Source organism: Joostella sp. (genome assembly GCF_048266025.1).
In the GTDB taxonomy this organism is placed as follows: domain Bacteria; phylum Bacteroidota; class Bacteroidia; order Flavobacteriales; family Flavobacteriaceae; genus Galbibacter; species Galbibacter atrarenae.
Genome location: NZ_JBLXAF010000002.1, coordinates 321,244 through 346,633, shown reverse-complemented (window position 1 = coordinate 346,633; position 25,390 = coordinate 321,244). Strand labels below are relative to the sequence as shown.

At 33.1% G+C, this 25,390-nt stretch carries 26 protein-coding genes; 17 read left to right on the top strand and 9 right to left on the bottom strand.

The window, feature by feature from the left end:
- Positions 1–104: 104 nt before the first annotated feature.
- The 3 genes from fabG (at position 105) to ACN0TY_RS07305 (ending at position 4,027) form a co-directional block, all read left to right on the top strand.
- A complete protein-coding gene (gene fabG, locus ACN0TY_RS07315; RefSeq protein WP_417443958.1) occupies positions 105–851 on the top strand; it encodes a 3-oxoacyl-[acyl-carrier-protein] reductase in 747 nt (248 codons plus the stop codon).
- A 175-nt stretch (positions 852–1,026) separates the two neighbouring features.
- Positions 1,027–3,060 (top strand): vWA domain-containing protein, encoded by a 2,034-nt coding sequence (locus ACN0TY_RS07310; protein WP_417443957.1) that lies wholly within the window; start codon positions 1,027–1,029, stop codon positions 3,058–3,060.
- 151 nt (positions 3,061–3,211) lie between these two features.
- Positions 3,212–4,027: a prohibitin family protein gene (locus ACN0TY_RS07305; RefSeq protein ID WP_236958142.1), complete on the top strand. Its 816-nt coding sequence runs from the start codon at positions 3,212–3,214 to the stop codon at positions 4,025–4,027.
- A gap of 82 nt (positions 4,028–4,109) precedes the next feature.
- Here the strand turns inward: ACN0TY_RS07305 and ACN0TY_RS07300 are convergent, their stop codons facing one another.
- Positions 4,110–4,658, bottom strand: a complete 549-nt coding sequence (locus ACN0TY_RS07300; RefSeq protein WP_236958143.1) for a hypothetical protein — start codon at positions 4,656–4,658, stop codon at positions 4,110–4,112.
- 174 nt (positions 4,659–4,832) lie between these two features.
- Positions 4,833–5,591: a hypothetical protein gene (locus ACN0TY_RS07295; RefSeq protein WP_417443956.1), complete on the bottom strand. Its 759-nt coding sequence runs from the start codon at positions 5,589–5,591 to the stop codon at positions 4,833–4,835.
- A 422-nt stretch (positions 5,592–6,013) separates the two neighbouring features.
- Here ACN0TY_RS07295 and hisG point away from each other — a divergent pair, with 422 nt between their 5' ends.
- From hisG to corA, 10 genes are all read left to right on the top strand, one after another.
- On the top strand, positions 6,014–6,877 hold the full coding sequence (hisG, locus tag ACN0TY_RS07290; protein ID WP_417443955.1) for an ATP phosphoribosyltransferase: 864 nt from the start codon (positions 6,014–6,016) through the stop codon (positions 6,875–6,877).
- Between the two features lie 35 nt (positions 6,878–6,912).
- Complete coding sequence (gene hisD / locus ACN0TY_RS07285; protein ID WP_417443954.1) at positions 6,913–8,196, top strand: histidinol dehydrogenase; 1,284 nt, start codon at positions 6,913–6,915, stop codon at positions 8,194–8,196.
- A gap of 34 nt (positions 8,197–8,230) precedes the next feature.
- Positions 8,231–9,271, top strand: coding sequence for a histidinol-phosphate transaminase (hisC, locus tag ACN0TY_RS07280; protein WP_417443953.1), 1,041 nt, complete (start codon positions 8,231–8,233; stop codon positions 9,269–9,271).
- Entirely contained in the window at positions 9,271–10,407 is a 1,137-nt protein-coding gene (hisB, locus tag ACN0TY_RS07275) for a bifunctional histidinol-phosphatase/imidazoleglycerol-phosphate dehydratase HisB (RefSeq protein WP_417443952.1), read from the top strand. The genes hisC and hisB overlap by 1 nt, the downstream gene beginning before the upstream one ends.
- 103 nt (positions 10,408–10,510) lie before the next feature.
- Complete coding sequence (gene hisH / locus ACN0TY_RS07270; protein WP_417443951.1) at positions 10,511–11,092, top strand: imidazole glycerol phosphate synthase subunit HisH; 582 nt, start codon at positions 10,511–10,513, stop codon at positions 11,090–11,092.
- A 64-nt stretch (positions 11,093–11,156) separates the two neighbouring features.
- Positions 11,157–11,882 (top strand): 1-(5-phosphoribosyl)-5-[(5-phosphoribosylamino)methylideneamino]imidazole-4-carboxamide isomerase, encoded by a 726-nt coding sequence (gene hisA / locus ACN0TY_RS07265; RefSeq protein WP_417443950.1) that lies wholly within the window; start codon positions 11,157–11,159, stop codon positions 11,880–11,882.
- A gap of 50 nt (positions 11,883–11,932) precedes the next feature.
- Positions 11,933–12,142: an alkylphosphonate utilization protein gene (locus ACN0TY_RS07260; protein ID WP_236958151.1), complete on the top strand. Its 210-nt coding sequence runs from the start codon at positions 11,933–11,935 to the stop codon at positions 12,140–12,142.
- Entirely contained in the window at positions 12,143–12,898 is a 756-nt protein-coding gene (hisF, locus tag ACN0TY_RS07255) for an imidazole glycerol phosphate synthase subunit HisF (protein ID WP_417443949.1), read from the top strand.
- A gap of 25 nt (positions 12,899–12,923) precedes the next feature.
- Complete coding sequence (gene hisIE / locus ACN0TY_RS07250; RefSeq protein WP_417443948.1) at positions 12,924–13,520, top strand: bifunctional phosphoribosyl-AMP cyclohydrolase/phosphoribosyl-ATP diphosphatase HisIE; 597 nt, start codon at positions 12,924–12,926, stop codon at positions 13,518–13,520.
- A 36-nt stretch (positions 13,521–13,556) separates the two neighbouring features.
- On the top strand, positions 13,557–14,648 hold the full coding sequence (gene corA / locus ACN0TY_RS07245; protein ID WP_417443947.1) for a magnesium/cobalt transporter CorA: 1,092 nt from the start codon (positions 13,557–13,559) through the stop codon (positions 14,646–14,648).
- An 11-nt stretch (positions 14,649–14,659) separates the two neighbouring features.
- Here the strand turns inward: corA and ACN0TY_RS07240 are convergent, their stop codons facing one another.
- Entirely contained in the window at positions 14,660–15,496 is an 837-nt protein-coding gene (locus ACN0TY_RS07240) for a sulfite exporter TauE/SafE family protein (RefSeq protein ID WP_236958155.1), read from the bottom strand.
- A 739-nt stretch (positions 15,497–16,235) separates the two neighbouring features.
- Here ACN0TY_RS07240 and ACN0TY_RS07235 point away from each other — a divergent pair.
- Positions 16,236–17,261 carry a TQO small subunit DoxD gene (locus tag ACN0TY_RS07235; protein ID WP_417443946.1) on the top strand — a complete coding sequence of 342 codons (1,026 nt, stop codon included), beginning with the start codon at positions 16,236–16,238 and terminating at the stop codon, positions 17,259–17,261.
- Between the two features lies 1 nt (position 17,262).
- The gene (locus tag ACN0TY_RS07230) at positions 17,263–17,688 is read left to right on the top strand and encodes a sulfur reduction protein DsrE (protein WP_417443945.1); all 426 of its coding nucleotides are present in this window, start codon (positions 17,263–17,265) and stop codon (positions 17,686–17,688) included.
- A gap of 51 nt (positions 17,689–17,739) precedes the next feature.
- Here the strand turns inward: ACN0TY_RS07230 and ACN0TY_RS07225 are convergent, their stop codons facing one another.
- Genes ACN0TY_RS07225 through epsC form a run of 3 tightly spaced genes read right to left on the bottom strand, consistent with a single transcriptional unit; the run spans position 17,740 to position 20,240 of the window.
- Positions 17,740–18,561: a sulfurtransferase gene (locus tag ACN0TY_RS07225; RefSeq protein ID WP_417443944.1), complete on the bottom strand. Its 822-nt coding sequence runs from the start codon at positions 18,559–18,561 to the stop codon at positions 17,740–17,742.
- Between the two features lie 10 nt (positions 18,562–18,571).
- The gene (gene cysM / locus ACN0TY_RS07220; protein ID WP_417443943.1) at positions 18,572–19,459 is read right to left on the bottom strand and encodes a cysteine synthase CysM; all 888 of its coding nucleotides are present in this window, start codon (positions 19,457–19,459) and stop codon (positions 18,572–18,574) included.
- Positions 19,452–20,240, bottom strand: coding sequence for a serine O-acetyltransferase EpsC (epsC, locus tag ACN0TY_RS07215; protein ID WP_236958160.1), 789 nt, complete (start codon positions 20,238–20,240; stop codon positions 19,452–19,454). Before epsC ends, cysM begins: the two co-directional genes overlap by 8 nt.
- Positions 20,241–20,336: 96 nt before the next feature.
- On the opposite strand from epsC, the gene ACN0TY_RS07210 reads away from it, so the two are divergent.
- Complete coding sequence (locus ACN0TY_RS07210) at positions 20,337–21,017, top strand: DUF2461 domain-containing protein (RefSeq protein ID WP_417443942.1); 681 nt, start codon at positions 20,337–20,339, stop codon at positions 21,015–21,017.
- Here the strand turns inward: ACN0TY_RS07210 and ACN0TY_RS07205 are convergent.
- Both ACN0TY_RS07205 and ACN0TY_RS07200 read right to left on the bottom strand, forming a co-directional pair.
- A complete protein-coding gene (locus tag ACN0TY_RS07205; protein ID WP_236958162.1) occupies positions 21,014–21,460 on the bottom strand; it encodes a GreA/GreB family elongation factor in 447 nt (148 codons plus the stop codon). The genes ACN0TY_RS07210 and ACN0TY_RS07205 overlap by 4 nt on opposite strands.
- A gap of 160 nt (positions 21,461–21,620) precedes the next feature.
- Positions 21,621–22,028, bottom strand: coding sequence for a glyoxalase (locus tag ACN0TY_RS07200; RefSeq protein WP_236958163.1), 408 nt, complete (start codon positions 22,026–22,028; stop codon positions 21,621–21,623).
- Positions 22,029–22,174: 146 nt separating this feature from the next.
- Here ACN0TY_RS07200 and ACN0TY_RS07195 point away from each other — a divergent pair, with 146 nt between their 5' ends.
- The gene (locus ACN0TY_RS07195; protein WP_417443941.1) at positions 22,175–23,527 is read left to right on the top strand and encodes an NAD-dependent succinate-semialdehyde dehydrogenase; all 1,353 of its coding nucleotides are present in this window, start codon (positions 22,175–22,177) and stop codon (positions 23,525–23,527) included.
- Positions 23,528–23,580: 53 nt separating this feature from the next.
- Here ACN0TY_RS07195 and ACN0TY_RS07190 read toward each other — a convergent pair whose 3' ends face one another.
- Positions 23,581–25,368, bottom strand: coding sequence for a RagB/SusD family nutrient uptake outer membrane protein (locus tag ACN0TY_RS07190; protein ID WP_417443940.1), 1,788 nt, complete (start codon positions 25,366–25,368; stop codon positions 23,581–23,583).
- Between the last annotated feature and the right edge of the window lie 22 nt (positions 25,369–25,390).

The window sequence follows — 25,390 nt, the reverse complement described above, 5'->3', positions numbered from 1 at the left end:
TGTAGAACTAAACCCTGCATTTTTGCAGGGTTTTTTGTTGAGAAAACATGGTATTTGCTATATTTGATATTCAGTAACAAAAACAAAAAATCTAAATATTACAGATGAAACTTTTAGAAGGTAAAACAGCGATTATCACTGGTGCTAGTCGTGGTATAGGGAAAGGAATTGCAGAAGAGTTTGCAAAACAAGGTGCTAATGTAGCGTTTACTTATAGTTCGTCCGAAGGACCAGCAAAAGAGTTAGAGAAGGAATTGTTGGCAAGTGGTGTAAAAGCAAAAGCTTATAAAAGTAATGCAGCAAGCTTTACAGCATCTCAAGAGTTGGTAGACCAAGTGGTAAAAGAATTTGGAGCTATAGATATCCTTGTAAACAACGCTGGAATTACTAAAGACAACCTTTTAATGCGTATTTCTGAAGAAGATTTTGATAACGTTATTGAAGTAAATCTTAAGTCTGTTTTTAATATGACAAAAGCAGTGCAAAGAACTATGCTTAAGCAGCGAAAAGGCTCTATTATTAACATGAGCTCTGTTGTTGGAGTAAAAGGAAATGCAGGACAAACAAACTATGCAGCATCTAAGGCGGGGATTATTGGTTTTTCAAAATCGGTGGCTTTAGAGCTTGGTTCTAGAAATATCCGTAGTAACGTTGTGGCTCCAGGATTTATTGAAACTGAAATGACAGGGGCTTTAGATGAAAAAGTAGTACAAGGTTGGAGAGATGCTATTCCATTAAAAAGAGGGGGTAACCCAGAAGATATAGCTAATGCATGTGTTTTCTTAGCATCAGATATGTCTAATTATATCACTGGTCAAGTATTACAGGTAGACGGAGGAATGCTTACTTAATATTTCATTCGCTAGATGTAAAATTAATATTTCGAGGTATTTCTCGAAATTCTTGATTATACAATAGTAAAAACTATAATTTAGAGCGTAATCGGGTTTAAAGATTTGCTTACGCTCTAATTAAAGTTTGATTTTCATTTTTCTTTATTTTTGAAGAAATAAATATCCCATTTTAATGATAGGAGCAAGTCCTGTAATTTATGCTTTACTAGCTGCCGTTATTTCTTTGCTAATTGCCTTTTTCTTGTATAGAAAAAGAAGTCGAAAAGGTAAAGTTTTTATAGCGATGGCAATTCTTCGGTTCGTAGCCATTTTTGCATTATTACTGCTCTTAATAAATATAAAATTTTCTAATAAGTCCTTTTTTACTGAAAAGCCTTATTTGTCAATTCTAGTAGATAACTCAAGTTCAATTAAAGAATTGGGTTATGAAGATACAGCAAGAAAACTATTGAATGAGTTGACTAATGATGAAGAGCTGAATAATCGTTTTTCAATAGAAGAATATTCTTTTGATACTGATTTATTACCACAAGATAGTTTATCGTTTTCTGGAAATCAGACTAATATTTCAAATGCATTACAAGCTTTAGAGAATATCAATCGAGGTTCAAACGGTGCGGTTTTAATGCTTTCGGACGGGAATCAAACTTATGGAGCGGATTATGCTTTCACTTCTAAGAGCCTTCAGCAGGAAGTATATCCAGTTGTGTTAGGAGATTCTATAACATATAACGATTTGAAGATTTCACAGCTGAATGTAAACAAATATGCATATTTTAAAAACAAGTATCCTGTAGAGATATTTTTAACTTTTGAGGGGAAATCTACTGTTAGATCGGTGCTTAAAATTTATAGAGGGAACCAATTGCTATATTCAGAAAAGGTTTCTTTTGATGAAAAAAACACTTCCAAAGTTATAAAAACAGAGCTTCTAGCAGATAAAATAGGAGTACAGACTTTAAAAGCTGTTTTGGAGCCTCTTTCAGAAGAGAAGAATAAAGAAAATAACAGTAAATTATTTGCTCTTGAAGTTATTGATCAGAAAAATAACATTGCAATAGTTACTGCTACTAAGCATCCAGATATTGGAGCTTTAAAAAAGATTGTAGAAAGTAATGAGTTTCGAACGGCTTCTATCGTAGATGTAGGTGCGTTTAATGCATTGGAGAACAACTTTCAATTAGTAATTTTATATCAACCAACAAATTCTTTCAATACCGTTATTAAGGAGCTAAAGAATCGAAAACAAAACTATTGGATTATATCTGGAGAGGATACAGATTGGAATTTTCTTAATAGAGCTGAGCTTGGTTTTAATCATGTTTTGAGTGGAGGAAAAGAGGAGGTGTTGCCTCTTTATAACGATACCTATAATTCTTTTCAAACTGAAGATATTGGTTTTGATGATTTTCCACCGCTAACTGCACGTCTTGGAGGGATTGATTTTCTTGGAGCTTCTCACGCATTGTTATATAAAAAAATAGGAAGTATAGCTACTGATGATCCGCAATTGGTGACTTTTGATAATAACGAACAAAAAGCTGCAATATTACTGGGAGAAGGAATTTGGAAATGGCGAGCAGCAAGTTTTATTGAAAATGAAAGTACAGCATCTTTTGATACTTTTTTCGGAAAACTAATTCAGTATTTGTCTTCAACGGAAAAGCGAGCGCGATTAACAATAACGAGTGAATCTTTTTATTATGGTAATTCCCAAGTAAAAATAGGAGCTTCTTACTTTGATAAAAACTATGTTTTTGATCCTAATGCAACAATAAAAATAGAAGTAAAAAATAAAGAAACAGGTGCTGAGGTTGTATATCCTATGCTTTATAAGGGGTCAGGTTATGAAGTAGATTTAAGTTCACTTCCTGCCTCAGCGTATAGTTTTATGGTGCGTGTAGATTCAGAAAAGATCTCAAAATCTGGGAGTTTTAGCATTTTAGCATTTGATGTAGAAAAGCAATTTGTAAATCCAGATATTGGGAGGTTAAATACACTGGCAGAGAATACAGGAGGAGTATTATATTTTAGCGATACTTTTTCAGATTTAAAGCAAGATCTTTTAACGAATTCTAAGTACCAATCTGTACAAAAAAGTAAGGAAAATATTGTACCTTTAATAGATTGGAAATGGTTGCTTCTAGTAATCATTATAGCGCTTTCTTCGGAATGGTTTCTAAGAAAATACAATGGCTTAATTTAAAAATTATATCATAAAATCGTAGGTTTTCAGATTATATTAATTATACTGTGACTTACTTTGATTGAGATTAAAAATTAGAGCATTGTATCCTATAAATAAATAACACAAATAATTTTATTAATAATTCACTTAAACTTTTAAATACTAAAAAATGGATAAATTACCTAAGATTGGGATTCCTATTATTATCATTGCAATAGCAGTAGTTATTATACTTTTTAAATCTGCAGTAAACATTGGTTCTGGAGAGGCTGGAGTTCTTTTTAGACCTTTTTCAGATGGGGTGGTTACAGATGAACCAGCTTTATCAGAAGGGTTTCATATTGTGGCTCCTTGGAATAGTGTTACTCTTTATGAAGTTCGTCAGCAAGAGCTTTCAGAAAAAATGCAAGTATTATCTTCAAACGGACTGGAGATTAAATTGGATGCTTCTATATGGTTTCAACCACAATACGATAATTTAGGTGTATTGCATCAAGAAAGAGGAGTAGATTATATTTCTCGTGTATTGCAGCCTGCAATTAGATCTGCTGCTAGAAGTGTGGTAGGTAGATATACACCAGAACAATTGTATTCTAGTAAAAGGGATGCGATACAGGAAGAGATTTACGATGAGACGAGAAAGATATTATCGAATCAATATGTGCAATTAAATCAGATTTTAGTTAGAGATGTTACGCTGCCTGCAACTATTAAAGATGCGATAGAACGTAAACTTCGTCAGGAACAAGAGTCGTTAGAGTATGAGTTTAGAATAGAGAAAGCAGAGAAAGAGGCTCAAAAGCAAATAATCGAAGCGCAAGGTAAAGCAGATGCAAACCAGATTTTAAGTGCATCTCTTACAGATAAAATTCTTCAGGATAAAGGAATTGAAGCTACAATTAAATTATCAGAGTCTCAAAACTCTAAAGTTGTTGTTATTGGTAGTGGAGATGATGGGTTGCCTATTATTTTGGGGAATCAATAAGATAATATAACAATAAGTGTCAGCAATATCAGCTGATGTAAGGAATAATGAAAACTGGGTTTTTAAGTAAGCTCAGTTTTTATTATTTTAAAGAGTCTTTAAGTTTTTGTGCTTTTCCTTTCCAGTCATCTCTTTTAATGCGTCCTGGAAAAAACTCAATGAGTTCAGTTACAATTTCAATATCTCTATCGTTCAATTTACTTAATTGATCGTATTTGTAGATCCCAATTCCGTTTAATTTCTTTTCAATAAAAGGGCCAATTCCTTCAATCAACTTTAAGTCATCTTTAGCTTCTTCAGAGGCAATGCCTATAACATTAAAATCGAGTTTAAGATTCGAAGAAGGCTTTTTGATAGTAGTAACCTTAAGTTCCTTATCCATAGACATTCCGCTTCTTCCTCGAGTTTGTACCGCTTTTATTTTACTGTCTTCAGCAAAATTAATAGCTTCACTTTTAAGGTTGTTTACCAACGTACTTTTATCTAGTAAGCATTTTTCGAGTTCATTTTTATATTTATTATTCTTTAGGGCTCTGCCTATAAACAAACCAATAAAAAAAGCTAAAGTTACTATTGCGGGAATAAAATAGGGGTTTGTAGTTAAATTTGATGGGTCTATCTGTGCTATCATAGGGGGTATGTGAGGTAATAATTTTTACTAAAGTATAAAATAGTACCAAAGTTTTCAATCTTTTTCGAGAATAAAATAGCAATTAGAGGAATATAAGTCTAATAGAGGCAAAAAAAAACTGACGTTAAAACAAATGCTTAACGTCAGAGATTATAAATAATTTATTTTTTAAGCTTATAGCTTTTTTAGATCATCACGAACTTCTAAGTAAAAGGCATTGAAATCTGGATGTAAGAAAATGTATGATACATTTCCACCTCCAGTATTTGTAGTCACTTTTAATCTTGTTGGTGCAATTTCAAAATCTTCTTGAAGTGTTTTTGTAATAGCAGAAGCTCTTAAAGAATTAATTCTCCAATCTTCACCAGCGCTCTGTGCTGATACTGATAATTCTGGGTACTTTGTTATTGTAGCTGCAAGTCTTCCAATAAAGTCTTTGGCAGAAGCTGTTACTTCAGGATTATCTTCTTTTCCGCTGAAAAGAGTAGAATTTTCCATTTTCACGATAATAGATCCTTTTTCAACTCCAATTTGAGCGTTTTCTCCTAGTGTTTTTTTAAGGTCTGTTAATACTAATAATGCTACAGAGTCGTTAGCGCTAAAAGTATCTCTAATTCCTTTTATTTGTTTTTCTCTTTTTCTTAAAGCTTCTAAAGTTCTACTAATACTGTTGGATTGTTGTGTGGAAGTAGATAAGAAATTGTTCATATTATCTAAAAGTCCCTTATTGGTTTCTTCTAGTTGCTCCACCTGAAATTCTAAGCTTTTAACTTTATTCTGTGATACAGCTAAGTCAGATTGCGTTTGTTTTAAAACTTTAACCTTGTCGTTTAAGGTTGCAACTTGTTCTTTTAATTCCTTTTTACTCTGAGCAGAAAGGGGGGTATTAATTGATAATACTAATAAAAGCAAAGTAATAGTAAAAGTTCTCATTATAAGTATTTGTTTATTTTAAATGCAGCACAAGATATTATTTTTTAATAAGATGACATAAAGAAGAATGCAAACCTTTATATTTTTCTGTATTTTTTATTCAGAACGACTTTTTAGGTTTTATTAATATAAAAAATATAACTTTTCTTATTAAAATCGAGAGATTTAATATATTGTGATAAAAAAAACTCAATATTATTTGCATATCTTTTTTATAATGATTTAAATTTGTAGAAGATTATAATAACAATGACAATATATACATCACATCATCATCATTTTCATACTTGCGCTCAAGCGAGGTGAGATTGTTATGTGTGATTTTTACATAATAAAAACCCGTTTGAGTTATCAAACGGGTTTTTTTTATTGATTTTTTTTAAATAAAACCGTACCAAGAAATAAGTATTTTTATAAAAATTATGGAAGAAAGAAAAATAAAAATTGCGATTCAGAAGTCAGGAAGGTTAAATGAAGATTCTCTGAAAATCTTAAAAGACTGTGGTATTTCTATAGATAATGGAAGAGAGCAGTTAAAGGCTTCTGCTAGAAATTTCCCTTTGGAGGTAATGTATTTACGAAATGGAGATATCCCTCAGTATTTAAGAGATGGAGTTGTAGATCTAGCTATTGTTGGCGAAAATCTACTAATTGAGAAGGGTAAGGACTTACAGATTGTAGAAAAGTTAGGATTTTCTAAGTGTAAAGTTTCATTAGCAGTTCCAAAAGGTAGTGACTTCACTTCCGTTAAAGATCTTGATGGAAAAAAAATAGCCACTTCTTACCCAAATACGGTAAATGAGTTTTTGCAGAGAGAGAAAATCAATGCAGAACTTCATATAATAAGTGGTTCTGTAGAAATAGCCCCTAATATTGGACTTGCGGATGCTATTGTAGATATAGTATCTAGTGGAAGTACCCTTTTTAAAAATAACCTTAAAGAGGTAATTACTATTCTTAGAAGTGAGGCTGTTCTAGTTGGTCCACCTATAATCGATGATGAAATTAGGGCTGTTGTAGATAAGCTGAGATTTAGAATCCAGTCAGTTTTAAAAGCTAGAGATTCTAAATATGTATTGCTTAATGCTCCAAATAATAAAATCGATAAGATCATAGAATTGCTTCCAGGAATGAGAAGTCCTACTGTATTACCTCTTGCAGAAGAGGGTTGGAGCTCTATTCATACCGTTATCAATAAAGATAGATTTTGGGAGATTATAGATGAACTTAAAGCGGTTGGAGCTGAAGGGATTTTAGTTTGCCCAATAGAAAAAATGGTAATGTAGTAAGTAGATTTATTTAAATCATAATAAAAGTAAAAATGAGCAACATATATAACCCAAAGCGAGAAGAATGGTCGGAAATATTACAACGCCCTACGCAAACTATTGATGATATTGAGGCAACTGTATATGAGGTTTTTAATGAAGTAAAGCAAAAAGGAGACGAAGCTGTTAAAAAGTATACCAGCCTTTTTGATGGAGTAACTTTATCTTCTAACATTGTTTCTGAAAAGGAAATAGAAGAGGCTAATAGTCTTGTTTCTGAAGAGTTGAAAGCGGCAATTGCATTAGCTAAATCTAATATAACAAGCTTTCACAAAGCACAAAGAACAGATAAAGTAACAGTAGAGACAACTGCAGGAGTATCTTGTTGGCAAGAAAAACGTCCGATAGAAAAAATTGGACTTTACATTCCAGGAGGAACTGCGCCTTTATTTTCTACAATTTTGATGTTGGCTATTCCTGCTCAAATAGCAGGTTGTAAAGAGGTTGTTTTGTGTACACCTCCAAATAAAGAAGGGAAAGTAAATCCTGCAATTTTGTATACAGCAGCGCTATGTGGAGTTAGTAAAATATATAAAGTAGGAGGGATACAAGCTATTGCAGCAATGACTTTCGGAACAGATTCTATCTCTAAAGTTTATAAAATATTTGGACCAGGAAACCAGTTTGTAACAGTTGCAAAGCAATTGGCAACACGTTACAATGTAGCTATCGATATGCCTGCTGGCCCGTCAGAGTTATTAGTAGTTGCAGATGAAACAGCAAAGGCTGCTTATGTGGCTTCAGATTTGCTTTCTCAAGCGGAGCACGGTGCAGATAGTCAGGTGGTTTTAGTTTCTACTTCTAAAGATTTGATTGAAGCAGTTTCAGAAGAAATAGAATTACAGATAAGTGAATTGCCAAGAGTAGAAATAGCTAAGAAAGCTATTGAAAATTCAAGATTTATTTTAGTAGAGAATGATGAAGAGGCTTTGGAGTTGATTAATGAATATGGTCCTGAGCATTTTATAGTGGTTACGAGTAATGAAGATTTTTATGTAAACGGAGTTACCAATGCTGGATCTGTCTTTATAGGAGATTATACTCCAGAAAGTGCTGGAGATTATGCTTCGGGAACAAACCATACGTTGCCTACTAATGGGTATGCAAAGCAATATAGTGGTGTTAACCTTGATAGTTTTATGAAGAGTATGACTTTTCAGAAAATATCAAAAGACGGAATTAAAAGTATAGGTCCTGCAATTGAGTTAATGGCAGAAGCGGAAGGTTTACAGGCACATAAAAATGCTGTTACATTACGTTTAAATGACTTAAAATAAGGGAAAGTATATATTGGTTAACGAACAATAGAAAATGACATTCGATATAAATAATTTGGTTCGCGAGAACGTAAAGAAACTGAAACCTTATTCGTCGGCAAGAGATGAGTTTAAGGACTTTGATAAAGAGATGGTTTTTTTAGATGCTAATGAGAACCCGTTTAACAATGGTGTAAATAGGTATCCAGATCCACAACAACGTTCTTTAAAAGATGTTTTGGCGCAACAAAAGCAAATAAAGACTTCTCAGGTTCTTTTAGGAAATGGGAGTGATGAAGTTCTAGATCTTATTTTTAGAGCTTTCTGTGAGCCTAAAAAAGACAATATTATAACGCTTCCTCCAACCTACGGAATGTATAAAGTATTGGCAGAAACAAATGACATTGAGAATAGAGAAGTACTACTTACAGAAGATTTTGAACCTAATGTAGAGGCAATCATAAAAGAAGCGGATAGCAACTCTAAGCTTTTATTTATTTGCTCTCCTAATAATCCTACTGGAAATATATTCAATATTAAAAAGGTAGCGCAGTTGCTCCAAAATTTCTCTGGTATTGTTGTAATTGATGAAGCATATATTGATTTTTCTGAAGCTCCAAGTTGGGTTTCTAAATTATCAGAGTATCCAAATTTAATAATAACGCAAACCTTGTCTAAAGCATATGGAATGGCTGGAATTAGATTAGGGATATGTTATGCTTCTGAAGAAATAATTTCAGTAATTAATAAAATAAAACCTCCTTATAACGTAAATGAGCTAACTCAAAAAAGGGCTTTAGACAGAGTTCTTGATGTTGAGTCTGTTAAAAATGAAATTAACTCAATTTTAGGTGAAAGAAGTATTTTATGTAAAGCTTTACTTGAAGTTAATTTTGTCAATAATATTTATCCATCAGATTCAAATTTTGTACTAGCTAAAGTTGATAATGCAGATTTACGTTATCAACAATTACTCGAAAAAGGGGTGGTTATTCGTAACCGTTCTTCACAGCCACTTTGTGAAAATACACTCCGATTTACGATAGGAACTCCTTCAGAAAACAAACAATTAATAGAAGTTTTAAAAGAATTATAATGGCAAAAAAAGTGCTTTTTATAGACCGAGATGGGACACTCATAAAAGAACCCGCAGATGAGCAAATTGATGCTTTTGATAAATTAGATTTTTACCCGCAGGCGTTTACATATATGAAAAGAATTGCGGAAGAGTTCGATTATGAATTGGTAATGATTACAAATCAAGATGGACTCGGTACCGATGTGTATCCGGAAGATACATTTTGGCCTGTTCATAATTTTATAATGCGATCTTTTGAAAATGAAGGGGTTGTTTTTAAAGAAGTGTTTATAGACAAGACTTTTGCAAAAGATAATGCGCCTACAAGAAAGCCAAATACAGGGCTGTTAACTAAGTATTTCTCTGAAGAATATGACTTGGCTAATTCTTTTGTGATTGGAGATCGTCTAACAGACATTGAGTTAGCTAAAAATTTAGGTTCTAAAGGTATTTTTATTAATGATGAAAGTTATTTGGGAGCTGATGAGATATCGGTAAAAAGAAATGACCTTGATGCTTTTATAGCTTTGGAGACAGCTAGTTGGAAAGAAATATATGACTTCCTGAAACTAGATAATCGTGTTGCTGAGATTACAAGAAAAACGAATGAAACGGATATTTTTATAAAACTTAACCTAGATGGAACCGGAAAGAGCGATATAGCTACTGGTTTAGCGTTTTTTGATCATATGTTAGATCAGATTTCTCGTCACGGGCAAATGGATCTAACGGTTAAAGTTAATGGAGATTTGGAGGTAGATGAGCATCATACAATTGAAGATACTGCAATTGCATTAGGTGAAGTTTTTAGTATGGCGTTAGGAAATAAGTTAGGTATAGAGCGATACGGATTTTGCTTGCCTATGGACGATTGTCTAGCGCAAGTTGCTATCGATTTTGGAGGAAGAAACTGGTTGGTTTGGGACGCCGATTTTAAAAGAGAGATGATAGGGCAGATGCCTACAGAAATGTTTTATCACTTTTTTAAATCGTTTACCGATGGTGCAAAAGCTAATCTAAATGTAAAGGCTGAAGGACAAAATGAACACCATAAAATAGAAGCAATTTTTAAAGCTTTTGCTAAAGCAATTAAAGTAGCTGTTAAAAGAGATACTGAAAAAATGATTCTTCCTTCTACTAAAGGAATGATTTAATTGAATTGTTTAATTAATTGGTAATGAATATATTAAATTTAAATATAGAAAACATGCTCATAGCGTGTTTTTAGCTTTTAATTTGAATTTTTAAAACATAATAGTGAATATAACAATCATAGATTACGGAGCAGGAAACATACAAAGTATAAAATTTGCTTTCCAAAGAATAGGTATAAATCCTGAGTTAACTCATAATGCTGAATTGATAATGAAGGCTGATAAAGTAATTTTTCCTGGAGTTGGAGAAGCGAGTAGCGCAATGCATAAATTGGAAGCTACTGGTCTAGATGTTTTGATTCCAAAACTAAAACAACCTGTTTTAGGAATTTGCCTAGGGATGCAATTAATGTGTAATGCATCAGAAGAAGGAGCTACAAAAGGATTGGGTATTTTTGATGTTGATGTAAAAAAATTCAGCAATAAAGTAAAGGTGCCACAGATTGGATGGAATCAGATTTCAGATTTAAAAACGCCCCTTTTTAATGAAATTTCAGAAAAAGAGTATATGTATTTGGTACATAGTTTCTATGCGCCAATTTGTTCAGAAACCATAGCAACTTCTAATTATGAATTAGATTATTCGTCTGCATTGCATAAAGATAATTTTTACGGAACTCAGTTTCATCCAGAAAAAAGTAGTTTAGCAGGTCAGCGAGTTTTGGAGAACTTTTTGAAATTATAGTAAAGTTAGCCAATTGGCAGAGTTGCAAAAGGTGTAAAGAGTAAAATAATTCTAAAAGAAAAAAATGAGAATAATACCCGCAATAGATATAATAGAAGGCAAATGTGTTCGTCTTTCTAAAGGAGATTATAACACCAAAAAGATATATAATGAGCACCCGTTGGAAGTGGCTAAAGAGTTTGAGGCGCATGGGATAGAGTATTTGCATTTGGTGGATTTAGATGGTGCAAAGAGTAAGCACATTGTAAACTATAAGATTTTAGAAGCCATAGCTAGTAAAACAGGTCTAAAAATAGATTTTGGAGGCGGATTAAAATCTGATGAAGATTTAAAAATAGCTTTTGAAAGCGGTGCAAATCAAATTACTGGAGGGAGTATTGCAGTTAAGGAGCCAAGTGTTTTTGAAAGTTGGATCAATAACTACGGGAATGATAAGATTATTTTAGGAGCAGATGCAGATAATGAGAAAGTAGCTGTTTCTGGATGGCAAGAAGAATCGGATGAAGAATTATTACCTTTTATATCAAAATACCTTCAAAAAGGGATAGAATATGTAATTTGTACCGATATTAGTAAAGACGGAATGTTGGAAGGACCTTCATTTGCGCTTTATAAGAAGATTATAGAGACTTCTAAAGAAATTAAACTTATAGCTTCAGGAGGGATTTCTACCTTTGATGAGCTTCCTAAATTGGCCGAAATAGGTTGTGAAGGAACAATTATTGGGAAAGCTATTTATGAAGGTAGAATTAGTTTAAAACAGTTGGAAGATTATATTTTGAATAAATAAGAACATATTGCTGTCTCCATTTTAGGGAGATGGTATTAAAAATTAAAAAAATGGAAGTAAAAGACAGTAATGGAAATGTTTTAAATGATGGTGATTCTGTACACTTAACAAAAGATTTGAAAGTAAAAGGGATGTCGAAAACCTTAAAACGTGGTAATGCGATTAAGAACATCCGTCTTACAGGTTCTCCAGATGAGGTAGAATGTAGAGTAGGAAAAAGTACAATAGTATTAAAAACACAATTTTTAAAGAAATCCTAAATGCTAACAAAACGGATTATTCCTTGTTTAGATATTAAGAATGGTCGTACGGTAAAGGGCGTTAATTTTGTTGACTTAAGAGATGCTGGTGATCCAGTCGAGTTGGCCAAATTATATGCTGAAAACGGTGCTGATGAATTGGTTTTTTTAGATATTTCTGCTACGGAAGAAAGGAGAAAAACACTGATAGATTTGGTGCTTCGTGTGGCAGAGAATGTTAATATTCCATTTACAGTTGGTGGCGGAATATCTTCAGTTGAAGATGTTGACGTTTTACTTAAATCGGGAGCTGATAAAGTATCTATAAATTCTTCAGCAGTTAAAAATCCGCAGTTAATAAATGAGCTTTCAGCTAAATTTGGAAGTCAGTGTGTGGTAGTCGCTATTGATGCTAAACAAATTAACGGACAATGGAAAGTACATTTAGTAGGTGGAAAAGTACCTATGGAGCTTGATTTATTTGAGTGGGCAGAGGAGGTAGAAAAGCGTGGAGCTGGAGAGATATTGTTTACTTCCATGGATAATGATGGTACAAAAGATGGCTTTGCAAACAAAGCTTTAGCAAAATTATCTACAGATTTAAATATCCCAATAATAGCTTCAGGAGGAGCAGGGAAAATAGAACATTTTACAGATACTTTTGTTGAAGGAAAAGCTGATGCAGCATTAGCGGCAAGTGTTTTTCATTTTAAAGAAATAGAAATCAACGACCTAAAGGATGTTTTGAGAGAAAATGGTATTCCTGTAAGATTATAATAGATTTAGAAGAAGAAATATAAAAATGAAAATAGATTTTAATAAAAACGGCGACTCTTTGGTTCCAGCGGTAATTCAAGATGTAAACACTAAAAAAGTGTTGATGTTGGGATACATGAATGAAGAGGCATACAAACAAACCTTAGAAACTGAAAAGGTGACTTTTTTTAGTAGAACGAAGCAACGTTTGTGGACAAAAGGAGAGGAAAGTGGAAATTTTTTATTGCTGAAAGACATTAAAGTCGACTGTGATAATGATACTCTTTTAATTCAAGTTTCGCCTGTTGGTCCTGTTTGCCATAAAGGAACAGATACATGTTGGGAGGAAACTAATGAAGCTAGTTACGGATTTATTAGTAAGTTGGAAACGATAATTTCTGATAGAAAAGAAAATAAAGATAATGAAGAGAGTTATGTAGCGTCACTTTTTAGAAGTGGAATAAATAAAATAGCTCAAAAAGTAGGAGAGGAGGCTGTTGAAACTGTAATTGAAGCTAAAGATGATAATGCAGATTTGTTTTTAAATGAAAGTGCAGACTTACTTTTCCATTACCTTATTTTACTACAAGCAAAAGGATATACTTTAAAAGACATTGTAAAAGTGCTTGAAGAGAGAAACTAAGTTTTATTATCTTTATAAAAAGCATTATTAAAATTTATGAGTAAAAAGAAGATAGATCTTAAGAAAGCGATACGTAAACCATTTAAATCGCTCCGAAAAGTTGGTAAAGCTCCAGGGACGATCACTTATATGGGGCATCGCGAAGGTGGAGAGAATAAGATTACTGTAACAGACTATTCTGATGATTTTTGCGTAACAAAAGATTTTGATGATGTTAAGGAGGCTTTTGTATTTCGAGATACCGATACCGTTTCTTGGATAAATGTTCAAGGATTAAGTAATGAGGTTGAAATAGAAAAGCTTGGGGAATACTATAAAATTAATCCGTTAGTTTTAGAGGATCTTGTAAATACTAATCAGCGGCCTAAAATTGATGAGTACGACGAATATGTATTTTGTGTTTTAAAAATGCTGTATTTGGATGATGATTGTAAGTTGATTACAGAGCACGTAGCTGTTATACTTTGTGAGCATACAGTACTCTTTTTCCAGGAAGTGGAAGATGATGTTTTTAATGGAGTTCGAGATCGTTTAAACAATAAATATGGTAGAATTAGAACCAGAAATGCCGATTACCTTTTCTTTGCGCTTATAGATGCGATTATTGACCAGTATTTTGTTGTTTTAGAGAATTTAACGAATCAGATAGAAATTCTAGAAGAGGAAGTTTACAATAACCCAGAACCAGAGGTGGTAAATCGAATCCAACGACTTCGAAAAGAGGTGTTGCATGTAAGAAAGAATATATATCCAGTTAAAGAGATAACCAATCGTTTAACAAAAACCGATCACCGTTTAATACACAATGAAACAAAGGTTTTCCTGAGTGATGTACACGATCATAGTATTCAGATTCATGAAACTTTAGAAATGCTTCGAGAAATGAGCATGAGTTTAATGGAGATGTATATGAGTAATGTAAGTAATAAAATGAATGAAGTGATGAAAGTATTAACTATTATGTCTAGTATTTTTATCCCACTTACATTTATTGCAGGGGTGTATGGAATGAATTTTCAATATATGCCTGAATTACAAGAAAGAAATGCCTATTTCGTAGTTTTAGGTGTTATGTTGGTTGTATTTATTCTGATGGTTATATACTTTAAACGTAAGAAGTGGCTCTAATTAAGTGTTGTTTATTTTATAATAAAATTAGACATCATTACTAAAGCAGCAAGCACTAATCCCATTCCGATTAGCTTTTCGAGCGTTTTATTTTTCATTTTTAAATTTAACCGTTGTCCTCCTAATGCACCAGCTGCAAAGCCGAGCATAATTGGCCATGCTTTATCTAATTCAATATGCCCTAGCATAAAGTGGCTAAATGTACCCGTTGTGCTTGTAATGACAATCATAAATAGAGCAGTGGCTGTTGCAATTTTTGCTGGCATTTTAAAAACCTTTAGCATAATTGGAGTTTTTAAAAATCCGCCACCAATTCCAAACAGACCGGCTAATGTTCCTGCTAATAGCCCAAAAAATAAAACCATCCAAGCACTAAATCGGTAAGCTACATGGTTTCTTTTATTCTTAATAATATATCTAGGCTTGTATTTATTTAATCGGTAGAAAAACCCTCCATTTCCTTTTTTGTCTTTCTTTCCCTTTTTTAAGAAGAAAGAGATTCCGAGGAATAGCACTAAAACAGCAAATAAAACTTCTAATCTTTCTGCTGAAATATAAGATAGTAGCAGACTTCCAATGACCACACCCAAAATGGTAGGGATTTCAAGGAGAATTCCCATTTTAAAATCAACATAGCCTTCTTTTCTATTTAAATAAGTAGAAATTAAAGAAGAAGGAATGAGAGAGATCATAACTGATCCGACGGCAGTCGTTAGTGGGAAATGAAAAACAGTAATAAGTATGGGAACCATAAATATTCCACCACCAAAACCAACTACAGATCCAAACATGCTTATGGTGAAGCTGATTAAAATTAGAATAATAGTAATGATAATTGCTGTTTCCATGCGCTTTGATATAATATAAAGTTACAAATTTAAAGTATTTCTTTTGTAAGAAAATCTATTAACTAAATAGGGAATTTTAATAATCTCATCAGAATTAATTTAAAAGTAGATCTAAAAATTGAAACTTATAGATTATCATTTTGTGAATAGATTCTTAGATTAAGTGTTTTTTAACTTTCATTCTTACTTATAACTCTATTTTTGTAACCGTGATGTTAAAGAGTTTACACATAAAATGTGGAGTACATTATTTTGTACTGATATTGCTAAGTATTTTATTACTAGCATCACCATGCGCTGCCAGAAATTCTATGCAGGATTTTGCAGGTATGAAAAAAACTTCTACGCTTAATAAAAGCAAAGCAACCAGTTTCTTTGGTGCGTGTACTGCAAATAATAAACTTTATAAAGTAGGGAAAGCCAAAGTAAAAAAAGATAAAACTTTTCTTTTTACGGGCAACTTCTTCAGGTTTTGTATGACGCCTTCTTTAGAGGTGTATCATAGTAAAAAACGTTATCTCTTTATTCTATATAGCTATAACTACCTGGAGATTCCTATGTATATTTTGTATCGAAATATGAAAACTTATCTCGCATAAACTATTATTGACTTACAGAAGATTTAGTTCTTCTAATGACTATTTAAATATTCATAAATATTCTATTGTAGATGAATATCAGTCTTTGTAAGTGTATGTTTTATAGCTAGATAATATATTTTAATACAAAATTTAATTCAATGAATAAAATTATTAATCAGTCATTTTCTATGGCTGGACTTTTTACATTATCCCTACGTTTAGTAGTGGGATGGACATATTTTTCTGCCTTTTGGAGGCGATTAATTTTAAAAGACAAGCTAGATCCTGAGCTCCCAGGATATATAGGAGAAAAGTTTAATCACTTCCTGCCAAACGCTTTAGGAATCAAGCCAATTATTCAATACTTAGTTGAGAACCCCGATCATTTATGGTTTGCAATGATGAGCTTTACTATTATAGAAGGTATTGTAGGACTTTTTATAATGTTTGGTTTATTTACTCGTGCGATGAGTGTAGGTGTTTTTGGATTAGCCATGGGAATTTTATTGGGTTCTGGGTGGATTGGAACTACATGTTTAGATGAGTGGCAAATTGGTGTTTTGGGAATTGCAACCGGGTTTACGTTGTTTTTAAGTGGTAGCGGATACTTTTCTTTAGACCGCTATATTATGAAAAAAGAATTTTCAATTACTAAATGGAAGTGTTGGAATTGGATTGGTTCCGGTAGCTTGCCTATTAATCTTAATGTTTATAAGCGAATTGGACTAGTGGGAGCTATCATGATTTTATTTATGACTCTTTATACGAACCAATATTTTCATGGCGGACTTTGGGGGACATTGCATAATAAATCTGTAAAACCTAAAGTAGAGATTCTCGAGGCTTCCATAAAAGGATCACAATTAGCATTTGATGTATATCGAGTGGAAGGGGTGGATGTTTACGGCTCTTTTTTAATAGGGATATCTGTAAAGAATCAAAAAGGGAATGATGTTTTTCATATAGATGGAGAAACATTAGCGGCACTAGAAAACGATCAGATAGATAATTTTTATATCGCTAAGGTGAAGCCAGGTAAACATAGTTTAATAATTCCTTTAGGAGCCAAAGCAACCATAAACTTAAATAATAACAAATTCAATCAACTTCCAAGAGAAGATTATACTCTAGTACTTACAGATATTAGTGGAGTTACTTGGAAAAAAGAAATAAAAATTAAATAAAATGAAAAGAATAGTAACATTTTTAGGATTGATAATAATGCTAGCCTTTGTGGGCAATGTAGCAAATGCACAAGAGGGACAAAAAGATGATTTTAATAACTATTTTGTTTTAACTAGAAAATTAGAACAATTAAAGCCGATTGCTTTAGCAGCCAAAGAGCTAAAGATAGAAGACGGTAATGATTATGGAGAGTTTCATGTAGTTATTTGTGGTAAAGTAGTTGAACAATTAATAGACAAAGAACTTATGAAATCATATTTAGACTTGTTATCAGAAAATGGTGTTCATGTTTTTGCTTGTGGATTTTCATTGAAGAAATTTAATGTAAAAGAAAGGAAATTAGTCAAGGGGATTGACGTTGTAGAAAATGGAATTCTATATGCATTTCAAGTTCAAAAAAAGGGATTTTTAAATGTGAGTTTATAATCAAAAAAAAAGAGACTGTTTTTTATCAGTCTCTTTTTGCTATATGCTGAATTATTTTAAAAGCCCTTCTAATGTAGCCCATTCCGTCCATGAACCGTCATAAATAGTTTTTTTACAGCTAATAATATTCTCGGAGGCTAAAAGTAAAATGCATGCTGTAATTCCAGAACCACATGAAAAAACTAATTCTGAAGGATTCATTTCAATAATATCTTTAAAAACCAGTTTTAATTCAGTGTCTGTTTTAAAACACCCGTTTTTTAATACTTCAGTGTATGGAATATTGATGGAATTTGGAATATGACCACTTTTTAACTCCTTCCGAGGATCTTCCTCTGTATTATTGAATCTTCCTTTCGATCTAGCATCAACTGTGATTATATTTTCAGAAGAAATATGTTTTTTTATAAAATCATGCTTCCTAATAGCATCTATACTTGGTAAATCTATTTTAAAATTACTGGATTTTATTGTTGTATTATAGTTGTTGACGATGTTATATCCGTCGGCAATCCATTTCGTAAGGCCTCCATCTAATACATATACATTATTAATGCCTATAGTTTTAAACATCCACCAAATTCTAGGGCTTGTATAAATGCCAGCCATATCATAAATAACAATAATGCTGTCTTTCTGAATTCCGAGTTCTGTACATCCTTTTTCTAACTGTTCTATGGATGGAAATGTGCTCGGAAATTTAGCCTCTAAATCACTAAACTTATTTTTTAAATCAAAATACTGAGCATTTTTTATGCATTTTCCTTCGAGTCCCTTAGGAACTTTAGCTGGAAATGTAGCATCGAGGATAATTAAATTAGGATCGTTTATGCTCTTAGCTAGCCACGTTGTGGAAACAATATTTTTATTCAAAATTAAGGTATTAATCAAATAGATCTGAAGAAAGGTAACGATCTCCACGGTCACAGATAATAGCTACAATAACTCCTTTATCAATAGTCTCTGCTAGTTTTAATGCTGCCTTAACTGCGCCACCGCTGCTCATACCAGAAAACACACCTTCTTTTTTAGCAAGCTCTTTGGCCATATTTCTAGCATCTTCTTCGCTAACTTCAATTACTTGATCTACTTTCTTAGGATTGAATATCTTAGGTAGATAAGCTTCTGGCCATTTTCGGATACCAGGAATTTTTGAGTTATCTGTAGGCTGTACACCTACAATTTGCACCTGATGATTTTTTTCTTTTAAATAAGTAGAAGTACCCATTATAGTTCCTGTTGTTCCCATTGAAGAAACAAAATGTGTAATTTCTCCATCAGTATCGCGCCATATTTCTGGTCCTGTAGTTTTATAATGAGCTTTCCAGTTGTCATCATTTCCAAACTGATTAAGCATAACATAGCCTTCATTTTTAACTTTGTTTTCTGCATAATCTCTAGAGCCTTCGATACCAACATCGGCAGAAGTAAGGGTTAGTTTTGCTCCATAAGCACGCATAGTCTGAATCCGTTCTTTAGTAGAATTCTCCGGCATTACAAGCTCTAAATCTAAATGGAATAGGCTCGCAATCATCGCAAGTGCAATACCTGTATTTCCACTTGTTGCTTCTATTAATTTTGTGTTTTCAGAAATATCACCTCTTTCTAAAGCACTTTTAATCATATTATATGCAGGACGGTCTTTTACGCTTCCCCCGGGATTATTACCTTCTAACTTTAGTAAAAGTTTTACACCGGGTTTATTCAAAAGTACTTTAGCTTCCACTAAAGGAGTGTTTCCTATTTGGTCTAATATAGAAGTACTATTCATTCGTAACAGTTTTAATTTTAATATCTGGAGTATGAGAAACTATCGAATTTGCAGGAATGGATTTTGTAAGCCAAACGTTCCCTCCAATAATACTATTCTCTCCAATAACAGTATTTCCTCCTAAAATAGTAGCATTTGCATAAATGGTTACATTATTTTCAATAGTAGGATGTCTTTTTGTGTGTTGTAAATTTTTAGCAACATATAAAGCTCCAAGAGTTACTCCTTGGTAAATTCTAACATGTTCTTTTATAATGGCAGTTTCTCCAATAACAATTCCTGTAGCATGATCTATAAAAAAAGATTTTCCAATTACAGCGCCAGGATTGATATCTACACCGGTAAGCCTATGTGCATACTCGGTCATAAGTCTTGGAACCAAAGGGAAACCAACATCATAAAGCTCGTGGGCTAATCTATATATTGCAATTGCATAAAATCCAGGGTAACATAAGTATACTTCTTCTTGAGAAAGTGCAGCAGGATCATCTTCAACAAATGCCTTAGCGTCAAGATTTAGTAGTTCTAATATATGCGGTAATTTTGCGGTGTAATTTTCCCAAACTTTAGCGCAAGGTTTTTCCACATCCCAACAAGCTAGGTCTACCAATTCTTCAAAAGTAACCTCTAGCTTTTTCATATTTTCAGCTACAGGGGTTTCAGCATCAAAAAGCGTATAGAAAAGTAGGTCTGTAAACTTTTCTGCTGTTTCTTTTAATCTGAACTTTAGATTGGGTTGTTGTTTATGTTTTTCGATACTATCAACAATTGGATTTCCCATTACAATTTCTTTTTAAATCAAAATTAAGAATAAATATAGCCAAAGCATATTCAATTTGTATAACTTTATCAGAGTATAACAAAACAGTTAAGTCGTATGTCGGATACTCACATTTCATCTTCCGTGTATAATTTTTTAAATAAGTTAAAAAAGAATAATAATAGGGAGTGGTTTAATGAGCATAAAAAGGAATTCAAACAAGAAGAACAGAAGGTAAAGTCTTTTTACGTTGACCTAATGTCAAAATTAAGGATGCATGATGAAATAGATGACATGAAGATGTTTCGTATTTATAGAGATGTTCGTTTTTCTGCAAACAAACAACCTTATAAAGAACATTTGTCTGGAACGTTTAGTAGGGTGAAACCAAGATTAAGAGGAGGCTATTATTTACATATAGAGCCTGGGAATACTTTTTTGGCCTGTGGATTTTGGGCTCCTGAAAAAGATGATTTAAAGCGTATTCGAAAGGAGTTTGAATTGGATGCTGAAGAAGTCCGAGAGATAATAAATAATCCTAATTTTAAAAAGGAGTTTGGAGCGTTAGAGGGAGAAGAGCTTAAAACAGCTCCAAGAGGCTTTGATAAAGAACATCCTGCTATAGATTTAATAAAGAAAAAGCAATATATAGTTACTAAGAACTTTACTGATAAAGAAGCAATGTCTCCTGGTTTTATAGATAAAGTAGACGAATCGTTTAAAACAGTTCGCCCATTTTTTGATTATATGAGCGATGTTTTAACGACAGATCTTAACGGTGTATCTACCTTAGATTAGTGTATTTTAAGTATTTGGAAGCTATTTGTATTAAAAGTAATAGTATCACCTACTTTTTTGTCTAATAATAACTGTCCAACAGGAGCTTCTTTAGAGATAGCAAAGTATATGGTGTCGTCTAATGTTATTTTACCTAAAGGAATCGATAGAAAGAAATTACCATTGCTACATTCTACTAAGCTTCCTTGTTTTACAGTATCGTTGGACTGAAAAATATCAACTTGCTTTAATTTAGCCTTTAAAGAGTTTGCTTCTTCTAAGTATTCTAGAGTTTTTGTAAAGTTACTTCCGTACCCACTACCACTGCTACCTTCATCTTCATCTCCTTTGGTTCTGTCTTCATTTTCTACAGACTCCTTTATGATGTTTATTTCAGCTCTGTAACGCTCTATTCTTTCATTTAAAGTGGTTAGGCACTTTCTATATAGTTGTTCTTTTAGCATTATTTATTATTATGATGTTGTAGTGTAAAAATAATAAATAATGATTTTAATTTGCAGGAAAGAATACTATAATCATATAGTTTTTTTCTGAAATAAAAGCATATAATCTAGCTCCTCAAAAGGATTATTTAAGGAGCTAGATAGCTTATAAATTGTTTAATTAAACAAGGACTTCGTTTTCTAAAAGCTGAATTTGATCTTTTAAGCGCTCTACAACAATGTTCATCATACGTTTATTTAAAGCAGATGAATTTTCAATGTAGATATTGTATTCATCAACAGTAAACTGACCTATAACCATCCCTTTTAGGGAATTTCTAAACTTGATATCTTTTTGAATTGCATTTTCAATGTATTGAAATCGCTTTTCTAGCGTATAGGTAAAAAAAATACCCTTGTGTTTTTGGGCATAATTTTTAAAAGCTTCTATTAATAAATCGTTCTGTAATTTGATAATGGGTCTTAACGTAGCGTTTTGAAATCGCTCATCTTTGCTCATTGTATCATAGATAATTGCTGATGGAATTTCTGGACGTACACTGAGTAAATCCGCTGTTCTAGTGTCCATAATAAAGAAGTTTTCTTAAAGATATAAATTTATAGAGCGCTATAATTTGGGATTGAAAGATAGTTTTCAACGATGTTATAAACAAATAACATTCTTTTATGAATAGAAAAATATTCAAATTGGTAACTTAGTAAAAAACATAAATAATGATATATTCCATAAATCCATATACTGAAGAGAAAATTTATAGTTTCACTCCTTTAACATCTAGTGAGGTTTCTGATAAAATTGATGCTGCAGATTCTGTCTACAGAGATTGGAAGGAAACATCTTTTGAAGAGCGTGCAGAATTAATGAAGCAAGCTGCGGCAATATTGAGAGACCGAAAGAAAATTTATGGAGAAGTGATTTCTAAAGAAATGGGGAAACCTATTACTCAAGCAATTGCTGAGGTAGAGAAATGTGCATGGGTTTGTGAGTATTATGCTGAAAACACTGTAGATTTTTTAGCTGATGAGATTATAGAAACAGATGCGCAGAAAAGTTATGTCTCTTATGAACCTCTTGGTGTTCTTCTAGCGGTGATGCCATGGAATTATCCATTTTGGCAAGTATTTAGATTTGCTGCTCCGGCATTAATGGCTGGGAATGCAGCTGTTTTAAAACACGCATCTTCTGTGATGCAAAGTGCAAATAATATACAGGAGGTATTTGAAGATGCAGGTTTTCCTATTGGACTTTATCAGAATCTGGTTATTGGAAGTGATGCCGTGTCGGAAGTTATAAAGAATAAAAAAATTAAAGCAATTACTTTAACAGGAAGTAAGCCTGCCGGAAGTGCTGTAGCTGGCACAGCAGCGAAAGAGATTAAAAAAGCAGTATTGGAACTCGGTGGGAGTAATGCTTTTATTGTTTTAGACGATGCAGATTTGGATAAAGCTGTAGAGGTTGGTGTAAATGCACGTTATCAAAATACTGGTCAGAGTTGTATTGCTGCCAAGAGGTTGTTATTACATGAGAAAGTTGCGGATGCATATTTAGAAAAATATGTAGCAAAAGTTAAGGAACTTAAAAGTGGAGATCCATTAGATGAAAATACATATATAGGCGTCATGGCTCGAGAAGGCTTAGCAAAAGATATAGAAAAGCAGGTGAATGATTCTGTAGAAATGGGAGGGAAGCTTTTAATAGGCGGTAAACGTAAGGGAGCATATTACCCTCCAACTATTGTTGCTGATGTAACAGATGACATGCCAGTTTTTAATGAAGAGACTTTTGGTCCTGTAATTGCTGTACGAACATTTAAAACAATAGCTGAAGCGATAGAGATCTCTAATAACTCTGAATTTGGTTTAGGGGTTTCCCTTTTTACAGAAAATATTGATAAAGCATTAGAGATAGCTCCTAAATTTGAAGAGGGAGCAGTATTTATTAATGAATTGGTTAAATCGGACCCTAGATTGCCATTTGGGGGGATTAAAACATCAGGTTTTGGAAGAGAGTTAAGTAGTTTTGGTATTAGGGAATTTATAAATGTAAAAACGGTATATGTAAAATAAATAAAGCCTCCTAAATTTAGGAGGCTTTAAAATTATAAGCGGATTATTAAATATTAATATCCAGGATTTTGTGTTAAAGTAGGTTGTCCACTTTCATCGATACTTAAATCAATTTGCGCTTGTGGAATAGGGTAGTATTCACTTTTTCCAGGAATAAATTTCCCTCCACGAACATCAGTAGTAATACTACCTTGATATGCAAAGTAAGCATTTAAGGTTTTTTCAGCTGTTCCCCAACGTACTAAATCAAAGAAGCGGTGTCCTTCCATAGCTAATTCTAATTTTCTTTCGAAATAAATAGCTTTAAGAGCGTCTTCTTTTGATCCAAATTGCGCCATTGTATAGTCACTAATATTATAATTAGCAGCATATGTATTTGGATCGAATCCAGCAAGAGGATCACTTTCATCAATATATTCTTTTAAGAACCCATCTGGATTGGCAGCTCTTTCTCTTACTCGGTTTACATACCCCATAGCAACAGAAAGGCTTCCAGTTTGTGCTTCTGCTTCTGCAGCCATTAGTAGTACATCTGCAAAACGAATAATATGAACATTAATAGCTGTTCCAGGAGCCCAAGATGTCTGATCAGCATATAAATCTTGTGTAGCTTGCCAATAGATATTTTTCTTAGGAGCATAAGGTCCACCATAAGCTTGATCTCTTACCCATGCAGCACCAGGATGATCTCCCCAATCATGAAAAGGAACACCTCTACGTCCAGCCGTCCAATCTAATCTAGGATCTAGCGATCCTGTGTATGGAGTAAAGCTTTCATTAGCGCCAATCCCCATGTCATTTTTAACCGGATTCTGATTAAAATTATCTAAATCTGGTAATCCTGTAGTCTCATCAGTTTTATAAGAGTTTACAAGGTCTTGTGTAGGTTGTAAAAATCCGCAACATCTAAATGGACTGTTGTATGGAAAGTTTAATTTACCACCTTGATTTGAGTTGGTAATGTTACCAGTCCCATCATTAGCAACCATTTGAATGTCAAACACTGTCTCTGCATTGTTCTCTGTAGCAGCATCAAAATTATCTTTAAAATTAGCTACTAGATCGTACTTAACTCCGCCAGAATTTACACCCATGTTTATTACATCAGTAAAAATAGCTTTTGCTTCTGTAAATTTCTTCTGATAAAGATATGCTTTCCCTAAATATGCAGCTGCCGCCCATTTATTTGCTCTTGCAAACTCTCCTTGCGTAGCAGGTAAATTATCGTAAGCAAATTGAAAGTCAGCTTCAATCATAGGCCAGATATCTTGATCATTCGGTTGCTTTGGATTTTCTGTAGTTTCATCTATCCAAGGAACCATATTGAACATTTTTTTAAGTTCAAAATAATAATGACCTCTTAAAAAACGTGCTTGTCCAGCTAGGTTTTTTCTATCAGCATCAGAAATATCATCTGCAGCATCTAGGAGTTTTAATGTGTTATTGCATCTAGCAACTCCTTCATAGGAAGCGTTCCATTTTGAATTAAAGAATCCATTAGAAGGGTCAGAGGTAAACTTTGCTATAGGGTCGATGGCGGATTGATCCCCTCCAAAACTTCCTTTACTAGCAGTACCTCCAGCAACAGCTCCGTAGATCCAGTTATCAGGAGCGGCTTCCCATGGATTTCCTCCTCCAAGAGAACCGTCGTTTCTTTGTCCATCTAATGCCCCGTATGCTCCAATTAGAAGCTTTTCAATACCAGGCTGATTTGCAACAACATCTTCACTAAGTGCACCCAATGCAGGTTGGTCTAGAAAACTATCTGCGCATGAGCCAAAAAGCATGAGGAGTGTAATAATAGGTGCGTAGATGCGTCCTATCTCTTTTATAACTTTCATATATATAAATTTTTTAGATTTC